This window comes from Actinomycetospora lemnae (assembly GCF_028737315.1).
Classification (GTDB): domain Bacteria; phylum Actinomycetota; class Actinomycetes; order Mycobacteriales; family Pseudonocardiaceae; genus Actinomycetospora; species Actinomycetospora lemnae.
Genome location: NZ_JAQZAO010000002.1, coordinates 629,908 through 648,561, shown reverse-complemented (window position 1 = coordinate 648,561; position 18,654 = coordinate 629,908). Strand labels below are relative to the sequence as shown.

General features: G+C 76.0%; 22 protein-coding genes. 16 read left to right on the top strand and 6 right to left on the bottom strand.

What is annotated here, in order from left to right; genetic code table 11:
- Positions 1–10 precede the first annotated feature (10 nt).
- From pdxT to PGB27_RS06740, 4 genes are all read left to right on the top strand, one after another.
- Positions 11–634, top strand: a complete 624-nt coding sequence (pdxT, locus tag PGB27_RS06755; protein WP_274199572.1) for a pyridoxal 5'-phosphate synthase glutaminase subunit PdxT — start codon at positions 11–13, stop codon at positions 632–634.
- Between the two features lie 166 nt (positions 635–800).
- Positions 801–1,310 (top strand): SRPBCC family protein, encoded by a 510-nt coding sequence (locus tag PGB27_RS06750; protein WP_274199571.1) that lies wholly within the window; start codon positions 801–803, stop codon positions 1,308–1,310.
- A 7-nt stretch (positions 1,311–1,317) separates the two neighbouring features.
- Positions 1,318–2,364 (top strand): LLM class flavin-dependent oxidoreductase, encoded by a 1,047-nt coding sequence (locus tag PGB27_RS06745; RefSeq protein ID WP_274199570.1) that lies wholly within the window; start codon positions 1,318–1,320, stop codon positions 2,362–2,364.
- Positions 2,361–2,843 carry a winged helix-turn-helix transcriptional regulator gene (locus PGB27_RS06740; protein WP_274199569.1) on the top strand — a complete coding sequence of 161 codons (483 nt, stop codon included), beginning with the start codon at positions 2,361–2,363 and terminating at the stop codon, positions 2,841–2,843. The genes PGB27_RS06745 and PGB27_RS06740 overlap by 4 nt, the downstream gene beginning before the upstream one ends.
- 15 nt (positions 2,844–2,858) lie before the next feature.
- Here PGB27_RS06740 and PGB27_RS06735 read toward each other — a convergent pair whose 3' ends face one another.
- The 3 genes from PGB27_RS06735 to PGB27_RS06725 all read right to left on the bottom strand — a co-directional run bounded on the left by PGB27_RS06735 (position 2,859) and on the right by PGB27_RS06725 (position 5,490).
- Complete coding sequence (locus PGB27_RS06735; RefSeq protein WP_274199568.1) at positions 2,859–3,335, bottom strand: SRPBCC family protein; 477 nt, start codon at positions 3,333–3,335, stop codon at positions 2,859–2,861.
- 90 nt (positions 3,336–3,425) lie between these two features.
- Positions 3,426–4,868, bottom strand: coding sequence for a PQQ-dependent sugar dehydrogenase (locus PGB27_RS06730; protein ID WP_274199567.1), 1,443 nt, complete (start codon positions 4,866–4,868; stop codon positions 3,426–3,428).
- Between the two features lie 73 nt (positions 4,869–4,941).
- On the bottom strand, positions 4,942–5,490 hold the full coding sequence (locus tag PGB27_RS06725; protein ID WP_274199566.1) for a PaaI family thioesterase: 549 nt from the start codon (positions 5,488–5,490) through the stop codon (positions 4,942–4,944).
- A gap of 176 nt (positions 5,491–5,666) precedes the next feature.
- Between PGB27_RS06725 and PGB27_RS06720 the strand changes: the two genes are divergently transcribed.
- The 3 genes from PGB27_RS06720 to PGB27_RS06710 are packed head-to-tail and all read left to right on the top strand — an operon-like array spanning position 5,667 to position 7,920.
- Positions 5,667–6,428: a YebC/PmpR family DNA-binding transcriptional regulator gene (locus tag PGB27_RS06720; protein WP_274199565.1), complete on the top strand. Its 762-nt coding sequence runs from the start codon at positions 5,667–5,669 to the stop codon at positions 6,426–6,428.
- A 5-nt stretch (positions 6,429–6,433) separates the two neighbouring features.
- Entirely contained in the window at positions 6,434–6,928 is a 495-nt protein-coding gene (locus tag PGB27_RS06715) for a GNAT family N-acetyltransferase (protein WP_274199564.1), read from the top strand.
- Between the two features lie 2 nt (positions 6,929–6,930).
- Positions 6,931–7,920, top strand: a complete 990-nt coding sequence (locus PGB27_RS06710; RefSeq protein ID WP_274199563.1) for an endonuclease/exonuclease/phosphatase family protein — start codon at positions 6,931–6,933, stop codon at positions 7,918–7,920.
- Here the strand turns inward: PGB27_RS06710 and PGB27_RS06705 are convergent.
- Together PGB27_RS06705 and PGB27_RS06700 are read right to left on the bottom strand one after the other, a co-directional pair.
- Complete coding sequence (locus PGB27_RS06705) at positions 7,904–9,007, bottom strand: winged helix DNA-binding domain-containing protein (protein ID WP_274199562.1); 1,104 nt, start codon at positions 9,005–9,007, stop codon at positions 7,904–7,906. The genes PGB27_RS06710 and PGB27_RS06705 overlap by 17 nt on opposite strands.
- Positions 9,004–9,270, bottom strand: a complete 267-nt coding sequence (locus PGB27_RS06700; RefSeq protein ID WP_274199561.1) for an acylphosphatase — start codon at positions 9,268–9,270, stop codon at positions 9,004–9,006. Before PGB27_RS06700 ends, PGB27_RS06705 begins: the two co-directional genes overlap by 4 nt.
- A gap of 43 nt (positions 9,271–9,313) precedes the next feature.
- Between PGB27_RS06700 and PGB27_RS06695 the strand changes: the two genes are divergently transcribed.
- The gene (locus PGB27_RS06695) at positions 9,314–9,961 is read left to right on the top strand and encodes an alpha-ketoglutarate-dependent dioxygenase AlkB (RefSeq protein WP_274199560.1); all 648 of its coding nucleotides are present in this window, start codon (positions 9,314–9,316) and stop codon (positions 9,959–9,961) included.
- Here the strand turns inward: PGB27_RS06695 and PGB27_RS06690 are convergent.
- A complete protein-coding gene (locus PGB27_RS06690; protein ID WP_274199559.1) occupies positions 9,958–10,428 on the bottom strand; it encodes a nuclear transport factor 2 family protein in 471 nt (156 codons plus the stop codon). The two genes, PGB27_RS06695 and PGB27_RS06690, sit on opposite strands and share 4 nt — an antisense overlap.
- A gap of 195 nt (positions 10,429–10,623) precedes the next feature.
- Between PGB27_RS06690 and PGB27_RS06685 the strand changes: the two genes are divergently transcribed.
- The 8 genes from PGB27_RS06685 to PGB27_RS06650 all read left to right on the top strand — a co-directional run bounded on the left by PGB27_RS06685 (position 10,624) and on the right by PGB27_RS06650 (position 18,291).
- On the top strand, positions 10,624–11,190 hold the full coding sequence (locus PGB27_RS06685; RefSeq protein ID WP_274199558.1) for a crossover junction endodeoxyribonuclease RuvC: 567 nt from the start codon (positions 10,624–10,626) through the stop codon (positions 11,188–11,190).
- Positions 11,187–12,005 (top strand): alpha/beta fold hydrolase, encoded by an 819-nt coding sequence (locus PGB27_RS06680; RefSeq protein ID WP_274199557.1) that lies wholly within the window; start codon positions 11,187–11,189, stop codon positions 12,003–12,005. Before PGB27_RS06685 ends, PGB27_RS06680 begins: the two co-directional genes overlap by 4 nt.
- Positions 12,006–12,165: 160 nt before the next feature.
- Positions 12,166–12,798 carry a Holliday junction branch migration protein RuvA gene (gene ruvA, locus PGB27_RS06675; RefSeq protein ID WP_274199556.1) on the top strand — a complete coding sequence of 211 codons (633 nt, stop codon included), beginning with the start codon at positions 12,166–12,168 and terminating at the stop codon, positions 12,796–12,798.
- A complete protein-coding gene (ruvB, locus tag PGB27_RS06670) occupies positions 12,795–13,859 on the top strand; it encodes a Holliday junction branch migration DNA helicase RuvB (RefSeq protein ID WP_274199555.1) in 1,065 nt (354 codons plus the stop codon). Before ruvA ends, ruvB begins: the two co-directional genes overlap by 4 nt.
- Before the next feature lie 68 nt (positions 13,860–13,927).
- Complete coding sequence (gene yajC / locus PGB27_RS06665) at positions 13,928–14,374, top strand: preprotein translocase subunit YajC (protein ID WP_274199554.1); 447 nt, start codon at positions 13,928–13,930, stop codon at positions 14,372–14,374.
- A gap of 115 nt (positions 14,375–14,489) precedes the next feature.
- The gene (gene secD / locus PGB27_RS06660; protein WP_274199553.1) at positions 14,490–16,298 is read left to right on the top strand and encodes a protein translocase subunit SecD; all 1,809 of its coding nucleotides are present in this window, start codon (positions 14,490–14,492) and stop codon (positions 16,296–16,298) included.
- A complete protein-coding gene (secF, locus tag PGB27_RS06655) occupies positions 16,295–17,728 on the top strand; it encodes a protein translocase subunit SecF (RefSeq protein ID WP_274199552.1) in 1,434 nt (477 codons plus the stop codon). The genes secD and secF overlap by 4 nt, the downstream gene beginning before the upstream one ends.
- Positions 17,725–18,291 carry an adenine phosphoribosyltransferase gene (locus PGB27_RS06650; protein ID WP_274199551.1) on the top strand — a complete coding sequence of 189 codons (567 nt, stop codon included), beginning with the start codon at positions 17,725–17,727 and terminating at the stop codon, positions 18,289–18,291. Before secF ends, PGB27_RS06650 begins: the two co-directional genes overlap by 4 nt.
- Positions 18,292–18,654: the final 363 nt, after the last annotated feature.

Sequence of the window (18,654 nt, the reverse complement as noted above, 5' to 3'; positions counted from 1 at the left end):
ACTGGAGGGCGTGAGCGCACCCGTCGGCGTCCTGGCCCTCCAGGGCAACGTCCCCGAGCACCTCGACGCCCTGCGTGCGTGCGGGGCGGACGCCCGACCGGTGCGCCGCCCGTCGGAGCTCGCCGAGGTCGCGGGCCTCGTGCTGCCGGGCGGCGAGTCGACGACGCTGTCGAAGCTGCTCGAGGCGTTCGAGCTGCTCGAGCCCCTGCGCGAGCGCCTGCGCGCCGGGATGCCGGCGTTCGGGTCGTGCGCCGGGATGATCCTGCTGGCCCGCGAGGCCGTCGACGCGCGCCCCGACCAGCACCAGCTCGGCGCGCTCGACATCACCGTGCGCCGCAACGCGTTCGGGCGTCAGGTGCAGTCGTTCGAGACCGACCTCGCGGTCACCGGCATCGCCGGCGGCCCCGTGCGGGCGGTGTTCATCCGCGCGCCGTGGGTCGAGTCGACGGGACGCGGCGTCGAGGTGCTCGCCCGCGTGCCCGGGACGGTGCGGGGCCCGGCGTCCGGCAAGATCGTCGCCGTCCGCCAGGGCCCGGTGCTGGCCACGGCGTTCCACCCCGAGCAGACCGGCGACGCCCGCCTCCACGACCTGTTCCTGCGCCAGGTCCGCGACCGCGTCACGTCCGCGGGGTGAGGCGGTCGCGGATCAGCCGCGTGGAGCCGGCGGGCAGGCTCGCACACCCCGCGGCGGGCGTCCTGGCCATGCGCGTCGGTGCATGACTCCGTCGCTGGATATCGGGGACGCACCCAGCTCGGTAGGCTCCTCGCGACGCCGTTGTCGACGCCCGAGGAGGACGCCCGTGCGCTACGCCGACTGCCCCACCGTCGAGGCGTCCGTCCACGTCGCGGCGCCGCCCGCGCGGGTGTGGCCGCTGGTCAGGGACATCGGGGTCGTCGCCGAGACCTCCGAGGAGCTGCAGGAGGCGCACTGGCTCCCGGCTCCGGACGGGCCGGGCGAGGGCGAGGAGCCGGCGGTCGGCCATCGCTTCCGCGGCCGCAACGCCCACCCGCAGGCCGGCGAGTGGGAGACGGTCTCGACGGTCGTCGAGTGTGACGAGGCCCGCTGCTTCTCCTGGGTGGTCATGGACCCCGACAACCCCACCGCGACGTGGCGCTTCACGCTCACGCCCACCGCCGACGGCACGGAGCTGCGCCAGTGGGCCCGGATGGGGCCGGGGCCGTCGAACCTCAACGGCGTCATCGAGCGCATGCCCGACAAGGAGGAGCGCATCGTCGCCGGGCGCGTGCGCGAGTGGCAGCAGAGCATCGAGCGCACGCTGGCCGGGATCAAGGAGCGCGCCGAGCGGTGAGGGCGCGATGAGGACGGCGACGACCATCGAGGCCTCCGGCGCGCCGTGGGGCGAGACGGTCGACTTCGTCGTCGAGGCCGAGCGCCTCGGGCTCGACGTGTGCTGGGTGGCCGAGGCGTGGGGCTCGGACGCGCCGTCGCCGCTGGGCTACCTCGCCGCGCGCACCGAGGGGATGATGCTCGGGTCGGGCATCGTGCAGGTCGGCACCCGGTCGCCGGCGCTGATCGCGCAGACCGCGCTGACCCTGCAGACCATGTCGCAGGGCCGCTTCCTGCTCGGCCTGGGCAGCTCGGGGCCGCAGGTGCTCGAGGGCCTGCACGGCGTGCCGTTCGCCCACCCGCTGGGGCGCATGCGCGAGACCGTCGAGGTGGTCCGCCGGGTGATGGCGGGGGAGAAGGTCACCTACGACGGCCGGCACGTGACGCTCCCGCTGCCCGGCGGCGAGGCCCGGCCGATGCGGGTGTCGGTGTCCGCCGACGTCCGCGTCCCGATCCACCTCGCCACCCTGTCGCCGCGGATGCTGCACCTGACCGGCGAGGTCGCCGACGGCTGGCTCGGCACGAGCTTCGTGCCGGAGGGGGCGGCCACGTCGCTGGAGCCGCTGGCCGCGGGCGCGGCGGCGGCCGGGCGCACGCTCGCGGACCTCGACCTGTGCCAGGGCGCCGAGGTCGCGTTCGCGCGGGACGAGGCCGAGCTCGCGACCATGCTCGACGACCGGCGCGCGGGCCTCGCGTTCAGCCTCGGCGGCATGGGCTCGGCGACGCGGAACTTCTACCACGACGCCTACGCCCGCCAGGGCTTCGCCGACGTCGCCGCGGAGGTCCGCGCGCTGTGGCAGGCGGGGCGGCGGGAGGACGCGGCTGCCGCGGTGCCGCGGGACATGGTCGTCGCGACGACGCTGATCGGCACCGAGGACGGGGTGCGCGCGCGGCTGCGGGTGTGGCGCGACGCGGGGATCACGACGGTGCGGCTCTACCCCGCCGGGGCGGACCTCACGGCGCGCCTGGAGACGCTGGCGCGGGCGATCGAGCTGGTGCGGGAGGTCTCGGCATGACGGAGGTACCCCTGCGCTGGCGCGACCTCGACAGCGGCGCCTGCTCGATCGCGCGCACGATGACGGTGCTCGGCGAGCCGTGGACGGTGCTCGTCGTCCGTGACCTGCTGCACGGCGTGCGACGCTTCGACGACCTCGTCGCCCACCTCGGGATCGCGCGCACGGTCCTCGCCCGGCGTCTCGCGGCGCTGGCGGAGGCGGGGCTCGTGGAGACCGCGGAGTACCGCGAGCCGGGGCGTCGGACCCGCCGCGAGTACCGCCTCACCGACGCCGGGCAGGACCTGCGCCCGGTGCTCATGGCGCTCATGGAGTACGGCGACCGGCACCGCGCCGACGAGCCGCCGGTGGTGGTGCGCCACGAGGGCTGCGGGGAGCCGGTGACGCTGGTGGCCGAGTGCGCCGCCGGCCACCGCGTCGGCGCCGGCGACCGGGTCCGCAGCACGCCGGGGCCCGGCGCGCGCGGCCCGGACCCCGGCTGACGACCGGGAGGTCGCTCAGGAGGTGGCGGCCTCGGCGACCCGGTCGATCGTCTGCCCCATCTGCTCCTCGGTGACCAGCGGGAAGAAGCCCTTGAACTGCTCGTCCCGGACACCGCTCCAGTCGTAGGTCTGGGTGACCTCGGTGCCCGTGCCGGACGGCTCGAGCCGCCAGCGCCACACGTGGCCCTTGCCCTCCACGTCGCCGAGCTTGTCGGTGTAGCCGTCGAGCGGGTGCAGCTGCGGCGCCCAGGCGATCTCGCGGTCCTGCTCGTAGGTGGTGACGGTGTTGAGCATCTGGTAGTCGCCCAGCGCGTCGTTGCGCATGTTCATGACGAACTGGTCGCCGACGCCGCTGACCGTCGCGTTGCCCTCGACGCCCTGGAGCATGCCCGCCCCGTCGAACTCGTGGTGACGCCCCGGCGTCGCCAGCAGCGAGAACAGCTGGTCGGGCTTGGCGTCGACGGTGCGGGTGACGGTGATCTGCTCGCTCATGGGGTCCCCTCCGTGGTCGTGACGGGGGTCTCGTGCCCGGCCCGCGCGCGCCACAAACGGTGGGGCACGACCAACCGGAACCGCTCCCCGTCAGCGCCCCGGCGGCGCCACCCGGTAGACGGCGTCGGCGCCGTCGTCGGTGACGTACACGGCGCCGTCCGGGCCGGGCACGGCCGCGACCGGGCGCCCCCAGCGCGAGCCGTCGGGGCCCTGGAAGCCGCCGACGAGCGTGCGCTGGCCGTCGAGGCCGCCGCCCCGCCAGCGGTAGAACGACACCTCGGGCGCCCGCGGCGTCTGCCGGTTCCACGAGCCGTGCACCCCGACCAGCGCGCCCTGCCCGTACGGCGCGGGCAGCGTCCCGAACGCCATCCCGAGCGGCGCGGAGTGCGCGCCCATCGTCTGCTCGACCGGCGTGAGGGTCGCGCACTCCAGCGCCCGCCCGTCCGGGTTGGTCTCGGCGTCGGCGACGAACGGGACGTCGGAGGGGTCCAGCGCGCTGTTCGGGACGCCCGGGTCGACGTCGGGGTCGGGGTTGCAGTACGGCCAGCCCACGTCGCGTCCCGGGTAGAGGCGCACGAGCTCCTCGGGCGGGTGGTCGTCGACGTAGTCGGGGATCACCCGGCCGCGGGCCGAGCCGTCGTCCTCGCCGTAGGGCCGGTCGTAGGGGAACGGGATGTTGTCGCGGTTGTTCACGGCGGACCAGACGGCACCGTCGGGGGCGACGGCGAGCCCGGTGCCGTTGCGCACGCCGCGGGCGAAGGGCTCGGCGGGCCCGCCCTCGGGCGGGACGCGCAGGATCGCGGCGCGCTGCGGCGTCGACTCGCGGTCCTGCGGCGAGACGTTGCCGGTCGACCCGACCGAGACGTACACCGAGCCGTCCGGGCCCACCGCGACGCTCTTGAGCGCGTGGGCGTAGGCCCCACGCAGGTCGGGGCTGCGCGCGTCGGGCAGGCCGTCGACGACCGTCGTCGCCTCTCCGAGCCGCCCGCCGGCGTACGGGTACGACCGCACCGCGTCGCTCTCCGCGACGTAGAGCGTCGAGCCCGAGAACCACAGCCCGTGCGGCTGGGTCAGGCCGCCGACCAGGGGCGTGCTCGTCGTGCCCCCGGGCCCGGCGACGAGGCGCACCACCTCGCCGGCACCGGGACGCGAGACGAGCAGCGCGCCGTCCGGGGCGAACGCCGCGAGCCGGGCGCCGGGCACGCGCGCCCACACCGCGATCGACCAGCCGGCCGGCACGAGGGCCTGGCGCGCGGTGTCGAACGGTTCCGCGCCGAGCCCGGGCGGCACGGTCACCGGCGTCGACACCAGGCCCTCGGTCGCGGCACCGGCCGGCGCGGGACCGTCACCGGGGCCGGCCGAGGCGGTCCGGGCCGGGTCCGGGGGCCCCGCCGGCGGGGTGGGGGCGGCCGCGCCGCCACCGCACGCGGCGACGAACGCGAGGACCGCGAGGACCGCGAGGACCGCGAGGACCGCGGCGAGCAACCCCCGCGACGGGTCGAGCTCCGCTGCGCTGCGTCTCCCTCGATCCATCTCGACCCTTCGTCCACGGCGCCCGGCGGATCGAGCCCACCACACGCCCGGCGCCACTCCGCGGCGGGTCTCCCTAGCCGGGCAGGATCAAACAGCTCGACGTCGCCTCGGCCACCAGCCGCCCGGCGCCGTCGACCAGCTCCGCGCGGGCCAGCGCGGTACGGCGTCCGGCGTGCACGACGTGGCCGGTGGCGCGGCAGGTGCCGGAGTCGGCGGTGAGGCGGCGCAGGAACTTCACCGACAGGTCGAGGCTGGTGTAGCCGACGCCGGCCTCGAGGGTGCTCTGCACCGCGCAGCCGGTGGCGGAGTCGAGGAACGTCGCGTAGACGCCGCCGTGCACCGAGCCGATCGGGTTGTAGTGGTACTCGGCGGGGTCGAGCGTGAACACGACGCGGCCGCGCTCGACGGACTCGATGCCGCCGCCGACCAGCGTCATGATCGGGGGCGGGGGCAGCGTCCCGTCGGCCATGGCCTGCAGGAAGGCGAGCCCGTCGCGGCCGGTCGCCTCGGCGGCGAGCGCCCGCGGGTCCGACCAGGTGTGGGTGCGCTCGCGCGTGGTGACGTCCATCGGGCTCCCTGTCGTCCGGGGGTCTCGTCGGGGTGTCTCTTCTGGGTATCGCACTGATACTCAGCTGTGTCGGCACCGTACCGTCCCGGAGCCACGGCGAGGACCTCGGTAGACTGGATCGTTGGATGCGTGCGCGGCGGTGAGCCGCGCGTCAGTGCCGGCCGGGCCCCCGGGAGCGGCGCCGCGGGAGGTCCCGCGAGACGGACGCGCGAGACGAAGGGCGGGAGACGATGAGCGGCCACTCCAAGTGGGCGACCACGAAGCACAAGAAGGCCGCGATCGACGCGAAGCGCGGCAAGATGTTCGCGAAGCTGATCAAGAACATCGAGGTCGCGGCCCGCACCGGCGGCGGTGACCCGTCGGCCAACCCGACGCTCTACGACGCCATCCAGAAGGCGAAGAAGACCTCGGTGCCCAACGACAACATCGACCGCGCCGTCAAGCGCGGGTCGGGTGCCGAGGCCGGCGGGGCCGACTACCAGGCGATCACCTACGAGGGCTACGCCCCGGGCGGCATCGCGGTGCTCATCGAGTGCCTCACCGACAACAAGAACCGGGCCGCGGGCGAGGTCCGCACGGCCATGAACCGCAACGGCGGGGCCATGGCGGACCCGGGCTCGGTGGCGTACCTGTTCAACCGCAAGGGCGTCATCATCGTCCCCAAGGCGCAGGCGTCCGGCGAGCTCGCCGAGGACGACCTCCTGCTCGCCGTGCTCGAGGCGGGCGCCGAGGAGGTCAACGACTACGGCGAGAGCTTCGAGGTGCTCACGGAGGCCTCCGACCTCGTCACCGTGCGGACCGCCCTGCAGGAGGCGGACATCGACTACGACTCCGCCGAGGTGTCGTTCGTGCCGTCGATGAACGTCGAGGTCGACGCCGACGGGGCCCGCAAGGTGCTGCGGATCATCGACGCGCTCGAGGACTCCGACGACGTCCAGAACGTCTACTCGAACTTCGACGCCTCCGACGAGGTCATGGCCGAGGTCGGCTGAGGCCGATGCCCCTCGCGCCCTGCGTCGTCGCCGTGCTCGACGCGGCCGACGCCGGCGAGGCGCTGACCGTGCAGTACGCGGCCTACCTCTCCGAGGCGCGCCGCTACGGCACCACCGAGATCCCTCCGCTGCGCGAGACGGTCGCCGAGCTCGCCGCGGACCTCGGGCGTCCCGACGTCCGGGCCTTCGGCGCGTGGGTCGGGGAGCGCCTGGTCGGGTCGGTGCGCCTGCGCGGGGGCGGCGTCGGCACCGGGTCGGGGTGCGTCGAGCTCGCCCGGTACTCCGTCGCGCCCGACGCGCAGGGGCACGGCATCGGGCGCGCGCTGATGGAGCGCGCCCACGCCGAGCTCGCGGCCGGCGACGTGAGCTGGCTGGTCACGGGTGCACGCAGCGACGAGAACCTGCGCCTCTACCGGCGCGCGGGCTACGAGGAGACCGGCCGGCTCGTCGACAGCGCCGGCGTGGAGCTCCTGCGCCTCGAGCGCGTGGCACCGGTCTGACCGTGGCGCGGCTGGTCACCGCCCTGCTCGGGGTCGCCGCCGCGGTCGTGGCGGCCTGGGTGCCGTTCTGGTGGTGGGCCCCGACGGGTTCCGCGGCGGCCTTCGCCCTGCTCGCCCTGACGCCGATCGTCGCCGCGCTCGCGGTGGTGGTGGCGGTGCTCGCCGGGGTTCTGCGCCGGTGGGTGCCCGCGGTCGTCGCGCTGGTGGCGGCCGTCGTCCTCGCGGTCGTGGTCGTCCCGCGGGCCCTCGGCGACGACGACCCGGCCGTCCCGCCCGGCCGTCCCGGCAGCGCGACGGTGACGGTGGCGTCGGTGAACCTGCAGTTCGGGCGGGCGGACCCGGCGTCCGTGGTGGCCCTGGTCCGCGAGCACCGCGTCGACGTCCTCGGGCTGACCGAGCTGACGCCCGCGTCGGAGCGCGCGCTCGCGGCGGCGGGCCTGACCGCGGAGCTGCCGTTCGTCAGCTCGCGCGCCCGCCGCGGGGCGGGCGGCACCGCGCTGCTGGCCCGCCAGCCGCTCGCGCCGTCCGGGATCGTCCTGCGCGAGGGCGTGTTCGCGCAGGTCGAGGGCCGGCTCCTCGCGCCCGGCGGGCCCGTCGACGTCGTCGTCGCCCACCCCGCGGCGCCGGTCTTCCGCGACGACCCGGAGGGCTGGGCGCGGGAGATCGCCGAGCTCCCGGCCCCGGCGTCGTCGGGCGAGCCGCCGCGCCTGATCGTCGGCGACCTCAACGCCACCCTGGACCACCGCCCGCTGCGCACGCTGCTCGCCGGCCCGTGGGAGGACGCGGCCGACGCCGTCGGCGCCGGCCTGCGGGGCACCTGGCCGACCGACCGGGCCGTCCCGCCGTTCGCGGCGATCGACCACGTCCTCGTGTCGGGGCCCGCGAGCCCGGTCGACGTGCTCACCCGCGAGCCACCGGGCACCGACCACGCGGGCCTGGTGGTGACGCTCGCCGTCGACGGCGGGCGTACGGGGGTCACGCCGGCGCCGTGAGCTCCCGGCCCAGCACACGGCTCCACGTCGCGCGCTCCGCCTCCGGCACGGCGACGGGATCCTCGAACGGGGTGACGGCGAGGCGGCCGTCGTCGGCGCTCCAGGTGGCCACCACCCGGCCGTCGTCCACGACCACCGGCGCGATCCAGCCCGCGGCGCGGCTCACCTCGCGGCGGTGCCCGGGCGGCACGAGGTCCGGGTCGGCGGTTCCTGCGCCGAGCACGTAGGGGTCGAAGGGGCCGAGGAGGCGCCGGTCGACGGGGCCGGCACCGTCCAGGTCGTCGAGGTCGGCGGTGCGCGCGTGGCGGGTCCCGCCGTCGACGGTGACCTCGGTGAGCGTGCCGTCGGCGACCAGGTCGGCGAACCAGCGCCGCAGCCGCGCCTTCGGGGTCCCGCCGCGCAGGAGCCAGGCGTCGAACGCGGTGGGCGTCGCCGGGCCGTGGGCGGCGAGGAAGGCGGGCACGACCGTGCGCGCGGCGTCGTCGGGGTCGGGCAGGCCGGGCCAGTCGCGGACCGCGGTGCGCGGGCTCGTGAACGTCACGCGGGTGCCGGTCGGCGGGCCGTGGCAGAGCAGCCCCTGCCAGGCCAGCGGCTTGAGCACCGCGCCCCAGCCCGACCCGAGCGCCGCGGAGAGGTCGGTGTGGCCGCTGTGGGCGACGAGGGCGGCGGTGAGCTCCTCGCGGGTGAGCACGGCGCCGTCGGCGAGCACCTCGACCACCGCGGCCTCGAGCGCGCGCATCTGCTCGGCGGTCGCGAACTCGCGCTGCCAGGAGCCCTTGTCCCAGGTCCGCGCCGCGGCGAGGAGCGCGAGCAGGGCGGGCGCCTGGTCGGCGGCGAGCAGGTGGAGCGTGCCGCGCGCCGACCACGTGCGCACGAGCGTGCCGGCGGCGAGCGCGGCGTCGACGGTGCCGTCGTCGGCGCGGCCCGTGGCCGTGCGCGACGCGACCGCCTGCGCCGCGGCCGAGGGCACCTGCGCCTGCACGCCGAGCAGCCGGCGCGCGATCGCCACCGGCCCCTCGCCGTCACGGTCGGCGAGGTGCTGGCGGCGCAGGCGGAAGCGGCGGACCTGGAGGGCGGTGGTCCTCACGTCTCCTCGAACGACCGCGACCCCTGCGGCTCGGTGTCGCTGACCTCGACGTCGCTGACCCGGGCCTGCGGCGACCCCTCGCGGGCCCAGGCGATCATGCGGTCGACGGCGTCCTCGTCGCCCTCGACGAGCATCTCGACGGTGCCGTCGTCGCGGTTGCGCACCCATCCGGTGACGCCGAGCCCGTTCGCGGTGTCCCGCGCGCTCGACCGGTAGAAGACTCCCTGCACCTGACCGTGGACGACGACGTGCTTGCTGGCCACGGGGCCTCCTGGAGAGCTCGAACATGTGTTCTACTGGGCGGCGATGACCGCAGCATGGACGCCCTCGCTCTTCGGCGGGGGCGAGAGCGCCGAGGGCCCGGGCGTGGACCCGACGGTCGTGCCGCGCCGCATCGTCCTCGACGATCGCTCGTGGGTCGACCTGGCCCCCGCCTGGATCACCGGGGCGGACGCGTGGTTCGACACGATCGTCGCCGAGGCGCCGTGGGACCAGCGCCGGCGTCGCATGTACGACCCAGCCAGTGGACGATCCGGGACCGTCATGGAGCCGCGGCTCACCTGCGGGTGGCGCATCCACGAGGCGCCCGACCCGATGCCCCTCGTCGCCGCGGCGCTCTCGGAGCGCTACGGCGTGCGGTTCGACCGCGTCGGCTGCAACTACTACCGCCACGGCGACGACTCGGTGGCCTGGCACGGCGACCGCGTGCGCTTCACCCACGCGGCACCGATCGTCGCCATCGTCTCGCTGGGCGCGCCGCGGCGCTTCGGGCTGCGGCCCATCGGCGGGGGCGCGTCGACGCGGCTGACCGTGGCCGGGGGCGACCTCCTGGTCATGGGCGGGCGCTGCCAGCACGAGTGGCAGCACACGGTGCCGAAGTGGCCGGGGGCCGGTCCGCGGGTCAGCGTGACCTTCCGGCACGACGACCCGGGGCCACGGCCCGAGCGCCCCTAGATCGGGATCTCGCTCGTGTCCCCGTCGGGGCGCGGGCCGTGCAGCCGGCGCTCCTCCTCGGCGATGCGGACGTCGTTGATGCTCGCCTCGCGCCGGGCCATGAGCCCGTTGTCGGCGAACTCCCAGTTCTCGTTGCCGTAGCAGCGCCACCACTGCCCGGCGGCGTCGCGGCACTCGTACTGGAAGCGCACGGCGATGCGGTGGCCGCCGTAGGTCCACAGCGACTTGCGCAGCACGTAGTCCCGCTCGCGCTCCCACTTGCGGGTCAGGAAGTCGACGACCTCCTGCCGGCCGGTGACCCACTCGTCGCGATTGCGCCAGACCGTGTCCACCGTGTACGCGAGCGCGACCTTCTCGGGGTCGCGCGTGTTCCACGCGTTCTCCGCGGCGAGCACCTTGGCCCGCGCCGACTCCTCGTCGAACGGCGGGAACGGCGGGCGGGGCTCCTCGGTGGGGCTGGTGGTCACGGTGGGTCCTCCTCGCGGGTGGCGCCGGCGCGGGCCAGCATGCCGATCCCGCCGTCGCCGGTCGATGATCAGGGGCGATGTCACGGACGTCGGGAGCCCCGGCGGGTGCGTGAGGGCGCCCGTGATCACCGGGACACGCCGGTCCGGGGGCCGAGGGCCGGGTCGCGGGCCGGGCGCCGCGTAGCGTCGGAGCCCATGCGGGTGCTGGGCGTCGACCCCGGGCTGACCCGGTGCGGTCTGGGCGTGGTCGAGGGTGGCGGCGGGCGGGCGGTGCGCGCCGTGGCCGTCGACGTCGTCCGCACCCCGCCCGAGGCGGACGTCGCCGCGCGCCTGGGCGCCGTCGCGGACGTCGTCGAGGCGTGGATCGCGGAGCACCGTCCCGACGTCGTCGCGGTGGAGCGGGTGTTCGCCCAGCACAACGTGCGCACGGTGATGGGCACGGCCCAGGTCGGCGGGGTCGTGGCGCTGGTGGCGGGCCGCGCGGGGCTGCCGGTGGCGTTCCACACGCCCAGCGAGGTCAAGGCCGCGGTGACGGGCTCGGGGCGCGCGGGCAAGGAGCAGGTGACGACGATGGTCACCCGCGTGCTCGCGCTGGAGACCGCCCCGCGACCGGCCGACGCCGCCGACGCCCTCGCGCTCGCCGTGTGCCACTGCTGGCGCGCGCCGATGATCGCGCGCATGGCGGAGGCCGAGGCCCGCGCCGCCGAGGTCGCCAAGCACCACCGCGCCCGCCTCGCCGCCGCGCGTCGCGCCGCCCGGTGACGCTCGCGCACGTCACGTCGGCGGACGGCACCCGGCTCGCGGTCGAGACGCTGGGCGCGGGCCCGCCCCTCGTGCTGACCACCGGCGCGCTGCAGGACCGGGCGAGCGTGCGGCTGCTCGCCGAGACCCTCGCCGACCGCGCGACCGTCCACCTCTGGGACCGCCGCGGCCGGGGCGACAGCGGCGGCGCGCCCGACCCGTCGGTGGACGCCGGGGGCCCGGACGGCGAGGACCTGGTCGCCGCGGAGGTCGCCGACCTCGCCGCCGTCGTCGCCCACGCCGGGGGCACCCCCGCGCACTACGGCCACTCGGCCGGCGCGGTCCTCGTGCTCGAGGCGGTGATGCGGGGCGTGCCGGCGGCCCGGGTCGTCGCGCACGAGCCGCCCTGGGGTGGCGGCGACGACGATGCCGCTCCGCGTCGGGCGCTCGCCGACGCCGTGCTGTCCGCGCTGCGCGAGGGCCGGCACGACGACGCCGCGGCCGCGTTCCTCGACGGCTTCCCGGCGGCCGCACCCGCCCCGGTCGCGCGCCTGCGCACCACCCCGTTCTGGGCGCGCACCGTGGCCCTGGCCCCCTCGTTGCCGTGCGACGTCGCCCTCGTCGCGCGCGGGCCGGTGCCCGTCACTCGGCTCGCCGGCCTCGCCGTCCCGCTGCTCGCCCTCGACGGGGGCGCGAGCCCGGCGTGGGTGCGCACCGGCGTCGACGCCGTCGCCGCCGCGGTCCCGAGCGCGGAGCGCCGCACCCTGCCCGACCAGGCGCACGTCGTGCTCCCCGCCGTGCTGGCGCCGGTGCTGGCGGAGTTCCTCCTGGCGTGACGACGCCGAGGGGCGCCGTCGGCTCTCCCACGCCCGTCGGACCGGGCACCGTGGCCCCTTGCCCGACGGGGGAGCCCGGGCGCGGCGGTCCGCGGGAGCGTCGGGGGTGGCCGGTAGCCTTCGAACGCATGTTCGTCGGGGAGGACCGGAGGGTCGTGCGGTGATCTCGTCGGTGCGGGGGGAGGTCCTGGCGGTCGGGCTCGACCACGCCGTGGTGGAGGTCGGCGGGGTGGGGCTGGCCGTGCAGGCCACGCCGGGGACGCTCGCCCGCCTGCGCCGCGGTCAGCAGGCGCGTCTCGACACCGCGCTGGTGGTCCGGGAGGACTCGCTGACGCTCTACGGGTTCGCCGACGCCGCCGAGCGCGAGATGTTCCTGCTGCTGCAGACGGTGTCGGGCGTGGGGCCGCGGGTCGCGCTCGCGACGCTGGCGGTGCTCGACCCCGCGGCGCTGAGCCACGCGCTCGCCGACGGCAACCTCACGACGCTGATGAGCGTGCCGGGCATTGGGCGCAAGGGTGCCGAGCGGCTGGTCGTCGAGCTGCGGGACAAGGTCGCCCCGCCCGGCCCCGCCGGCACCGACGGCGAGGTGGCGAGCAGCCCGGTCGCCGCCGGCACCCTGCGCGACCAGGTCGTCGAGGCGCTGGTCGGCCTCGGCTTCGCCGCCAAGCCCGCGGAGAAGGCCGTCGACGAGGTGCTGGGCGGCAACGGCAGCGGCAACGGCAGCAGCAACGGCACCTCGGACTCCTCGGCCGTGCTCCGGGCCGCGCTGTCGCGCCTCGGGCCGGCGCGGTGAACGACCACGACGTCGAGGGCAGCCTCCAGCGCGCCCTCGACGCCACGGTCGAGGACGGCGAGAGCGACCTCGAGAACCGCCTGCGCCCCGCCCGGCTGGGGGAGTTCATCGGCCAGCCCCGGGTGCGCGAGCAGCTCGACCTCGTGCTCCAGGGCGCGCTGCGCCGCGGCCGCCCGCCGGACCACGTGCTGCTCTCCGGCCCGCCCGGGCTCGGCAAGACGAGCCTCGCGATGATCATCGGCCACGAGCTCGGCAGCGCCGTCCGCATCACCTCGGGGCCGGCGCTCGAACGCGCGGGCGACCTCGCGGCGATGCTGTCGAACCTGCTCGAGGGCGACGTCCTGTTCATCGACGAGATCCACCGCATGGCCCGGCCCGCCGAGGAGATGCTCTACCTCGCGATGGAGGACTTCCGGGTCGACGTCGTCGTCGGCAAGGGCCCGGGGGCGACGTCGATCCCGCTGGACGTCGCCCCGTTCACGCTGGTGGGGGCGACGACCCGTGCCGGCGCGCTCACCGGCCCGCTGCGCGACCGCTTCGGCTTCACCGCGCACATGGAGTTCTACGAGCCCAGCGACCTCGAGCAGGTGCTGACGCGCAGCGCCCGCATCCTCGAGGTCGACCTGCGCCCCGACGGCGCCCGCGAGATCGCCGGCCGGTCGCGGGGCACGCCGCGCATCGCCAACCGCCTGCTGCGTCGGGTGCGCGACTACGCCGAGGTGCGCGCCGACGGGGCGGTCACCCGCGAGGTCGCCCGCTCGGCGCTCGCCGTGTACGACGTCGACGAGCTGGGTCTCGACCGGCTCGACCGGGCCGTCCTCGGCGCGCTGGTGCGCTCGTTCGGCGGGGGACCGGTCGGGGTGTCGACGCTCGCGGTGGCCGTGGGGGAGGAGCCCGGCACGGTCGAGGAGGTGTGCGAGCCCTACCTCGTGCGCGCCGGGATGCTCGCCCGGACGCCACGTGGGCGTGTCGCGACGCCCGCGGCGTGGCGCCACCTGGGGCAGGAGCCGCCCGCCGACCGGAGCGATGACGACCGGGGCCAGGGGACCCTGTTCGCCTGAGCTGGCAGACTCGGAATCGGACAGTGCGGGGTGCGAGACGTACGCGCCCGCCCGGTGATCGGAGAACGATGGACCTGATCTTCCCCCTGCTCATCCTGTTCATGATCGGTCTGGTGTTCATGTCCAGCCGGCAGCGCAAGAAGCAGGAGAACCAGCAGAAGGACCTGCAGAACAGCCTGCACGTCGGCGACGTCGTCGTCATGACGTCCGGCATCAGCGGCACGGTGGTCGACGTCGACGACGAGCGCACCATCGACCTGGAGATCGCGCCGGACGTCGTCACCACGTGGCTGCGCGCGGCGGTGCGCGAGAAGCTCGTGGCCGAGGAGGCCGTGGTCGACGTCGACGGTGACGCGGCCGACGCCGCCGACGCGCTGCCCGAGTCGTCGGTGCCCACCGAGTCCACCCCGGTCGTCGACGGCACGCCGACGGCGGACCGGAAGGACCCCGCGCACCCCACGACGGACACCAAGTCGGACACGACGGACAACGTCTCCTCGCCGCGCTCGTCCTGACGCTGCGCACGACGTGTAGCGGGCGGGGCGGCGCGGGGAGCGTCGGGCCCGGCGCCTACCCTCGCGTCGAGCCCCTCCCCGGCTGACCCCACCCGACCTCCTGGAGCAACGCAGCGTGGCCCCTCCGACCGTGCGCTTCTCACCTGGGCGCTACCTCGCCGCCTTCGTGGTGATCGTGGCCGCGCTGTACGGGCTGGTGTTCTTCACCGGGGACGGGTCGCCGACGCCGAAGCTCGGCATCGACCTCCAGGGCGGCACGCGGGTGACGCTGACGGCGCGCACCGAGACCGGTGCGGCGCCGACGCCCGACCAGCTCAACCTGGCGCGCACGATCATCGACCAGCGCGTCAACGGCCTCGGGGTGAGCGGTGCCGAGGTCGTGCAGGACGGCAACAACCTGGTCATCACCGTGCCCGGCCAGGAGGGCGACCAGGCCCGGTCGCTGGGGCAGACCGCGCGGCTGTACTTCCGCCCGGTGATCGGCGGCCCGATCCCGGCGCAGCAGCCCGGCCAGCCCGGGCAGCCGGGCCAGCCGGGCGCGCCCCCGGCCGAGGGCGCGGCGACACCCGGCGGCGCGACCGGCGCCGGCACACCCGGCCAGACGCCGGGCGGGCAGAGCGCCCCGATCGCCGCGCCGGAGCAGCCGCCCGTGCCGACGCCGCCGCCCGGGGGCGGTGTCGCCGGCGGCGGCACGTCGCAGGACCCGCGCCAGGCCCAGGCCATCGCCGAGGCCAAGGCGACCCGCCAGAGCGAGGACCCGGCGGTCCAGGAGCAGGCGGCGCTGGCGCTGGACTGCGCCGTCGAGGACCCGCTGCGCGGCTACGACGACCCGACGAAGCCGCTGGTCACCTGCAACCGCGAGGGCACCGAGAAGTACCTGCTCGGCCCGGCGATCCTCTCGGGCACCGACGTCGCCAGCGCGACGCCGAACCCGAACCCGCAGGGCGTCGGCTGGGTCATCAACCTCGCGTTCAAGTCCGAGGCCGCGGGCACCTGGGCCGACTACACCAGCGCGAACGTCAACAACTCGAACGCGGTGGTGCTCGACTCGCAGGTCGTCTCGGCCCTGCGGATCGTGCAGCCGCTGCTCGACGGCAACGCGCAGATCTCGGGCAACTTCAACCAGGGCTCGGCCACCGACTTCGCCAACGTGCTGCGCTACGGCTCGCTGCCGCTGTCGTTCGACGTGTCCGAGGCGCAGACCGTGTCGGCGACCCTGGGTCTCGCCTCGCTGCAGGCCGGGCTCATCGCGGGCGTCGTCGGCCTCGCGCTGGTGTTCCTCTACTCGCTGTTCTACTACCGCGCCCTCGGCGTGCTGACGATCCTGTCGCTCATCCTGTCCGGGCTCGTCGTCTACGCCGTGCTCGTGCTGCTCGGGCGCGGGATCGGCTTCACCCTCGACCTCGCCGGCGTCGCCGGGTTCATCGTGGCCATCGGCATCACGGCGGACTCGTTCGTCATCTTCTTCGAACGGATCAAGGACGAGGTCCGGGAAGGGCGGAGTTTCCGGTCCGCGGTGCCCCGGGGCTGGGTGCGGGCGCGCCGGACGATCCTGTCCGGCGACGCGGTCAGCTTCCTCGCGGCCGTCGTGCTCTACGTCCTCGCGGTCGGCCAGGTCAAGGGCTTCGCCTTCACCCTGGGCATGTCCACCGTCCTCGACCTCGTCGTGGTGTTCCTCGTGACGCACCCCCTGCTCGCCCTCGCGTCGAACTCCCGCCTGTTCGCGAGCCCGGCCTGGTCCGGGCTCGGGGAGGTGGTGCGCCACGCGCCCCGGTCCGGCTCCGGCCCACCCCGTACGGGCGGGCGACGACCGGCGGGCCGGCCGGGCACGTCGGGCTCGTCCGGCGCTGCCTCGTCGCGCGCCGGCGCCCGGGCAGGCGCGGGCACCGCCCGCAGCCGCACGCAGCGCGGGGGTGACCGATGACCCACTCCACGGGACCCACCGGCCGCCGCCCGCAGTTCCACAGCGGGACGGGCGAGCCGGTCGGCGGCGAGCGCCTCGACGACCTGGACCGCGACGACCTCGCCGACCGCGACGAGGACGCCGACCTCGACGACGCACGGGACGAGCCCGTCGACGACACCGCCGAGGCGCCCGCAGCGGGCACGCCCCGCCGGCGCAGCCGGCTCGACGCGCTCTACCGCGGCAACGGCGGGCTGGACATCGTCGGGCGGTCGAAGACCTGGTACGCGGTCTTCGGCGCGGCCTTGATCATCTGCATCCTGTCGATGGTCATCCGGGGCTTCAACTTCGGCATCGACTTCGAGGGCGGCACGAGCGTCCAGCTGCCCGCCACGGGGGCGAACGGGCCCATCGAGACCGCCCAGGTCGAGGAGACCTACCAGCAGACGCTGGGCTTCCCGGCCACGACGGTGCAGAGCGCCGGCCAGGGCGCGACGTCGACGATCATCATCCGCTCCGAGCGCCTCGACATCGCGCAGGTCGTGGCGCTGCGGGAGGCGCTGTTCGACCGGTTCCAGCCGCTCGGCGTCACCGGGGCGCCCGACCCGAACGCGATCTCCGACAGCGCGGTCAGCGCGAGCTGGGGCGGGGAGATCACGCAGCAGGCGCTGATCGCGCTCGCGGTGTTCCTCGTCCTGGTGACGATCTACCTCTCGTTCTACTTCGAGAGACGCATGGCGTTCGCCGCCCTCGTGGCGCTGGCCAACGACATCATCATCACCGCCGGCGTGTACTCGCTGGTCGGCTTCGAGGTCTCGCCCGCCACGGTCATCGGCCTGCTGACCATCCTCGGGTTCTCGCTCTACGACACGGTCGTGGTGTTCGACAAGGTCCGCGAGAACACCCGCGGCCTGCTCGGGCTCACGCGGCGCACCTACGCCGAGGCCGCGAACCTCGCGGTCAACCAGACCCTCATGCGGTCGCTGAACACCTCGCTCATCGCCGCGCTCCCGCTGATCGGGCTCTTCGTCATCGGCGTGGTGCTGCTCGGCGTCGGCGTGCTCGGCGACCTGGCGCTGGTCCAGCTCGTCGGCACCATCGTCGGGGCGGCGTCGTCGGTGCTGCTCGCGACGCCGATCGTCGTGGACCTCGCGATGCGCGACAAGCGCTGGGCCGCGCAGGCCGAGAAGGTCGCGGCGCGCCGGGCCAAGGCCGCGCGCAAGGCCGCGGCGCCCGCGGGCGACGGCGACGGGTCGGCCGCCTCGGGCACGTCGGGCCCCAGCACCGACGTCCTCGACACCCGCGAGGTCGCCGCGGCCGGGGCGGGCCGGTCGGGCACCCCCCGCACGGGGAGCGCCGGCAGCCGGGCCGCCGCCGGGGCGGGCGCGCCGCGTCCGGGTGCGCGTCCCGCGGGCAAGGCCGGCCGGCCGTCGGGCAAGCGGCGCCGGTGAAGGCCCCCGGCACGGACACCGGCACCGACTCCGGCACCGATCTGGGCGTCGTCGCCGGGCTCCTGCGCGACGTCCCGGACTTCCCGACGCCGGGCATCCGGTTCTGGGACCTGTCGGCCCTGCTCGCCGACGGCGCCGGGCTCGCCGCGACCACCCGCCTGCTCGCCGCGAGCGCCGGGGCGGGCGAGCACGCCGTCGACGTCGTCGTGGGCATCGAGGCGCGCGGCTTCCTGCTCGGGGCGGCGGTGGCGCACGCGCTCGGCGTGGGCGTCGTGGCGGTGCGCAAGCAGGGCAAGCTCCCGGTGGTGGCCGCGCGCCGGTCCTACGAGCTCGAGTACGGCTCGGCGACCCTCGAGCTCCCCGCGGACGTGCTGCGCCCGGGCGAGCGGGCCCTGCTGGTGGACGACGTGCTCGCCACCGGCGGCACCGCGGCCGCCGCGTCCGAGCTGGTCGAGGGCGCGGGCGCGGAGGTCGCGGCGATCTCCATGGTGCTCGAGCTGCCCGCCCTCGGCGGGCGCGCGCGGCTGGGCGACCGCCCCGTTCACACCCTGCTCGCCCGCTGAGCGCACACCGCCGCGCCGCCGGTCGCAGCCCGCGCCGCCGGACGGAGGGCGCCCCTCGTGACCGCCGACCCGCTCCCCGCGCCGTGACCGACGGCCGTCGGACCGTCCGTCGCAGTGCGGGCGCCGCCCCGACCGTGGCGGCCGCCGCGGCCCACGCGTACCGATCGTGGGCGACCGATGGCCCGATCGGGCCCCGACCGTCCGGACACGTCGCCCGTGCGGAGATACCCTGGATGGATTCCGGGCGTGCCGGCACAGGAGTGCGACGGACCGGCCGGAGGAGAGGGGACGACGCGTGAGCCAGGACGTCGACGCCGCGGGCACGCCGCTGTCCACCGGGCCGGGCTCCCCACCCGCCACGAG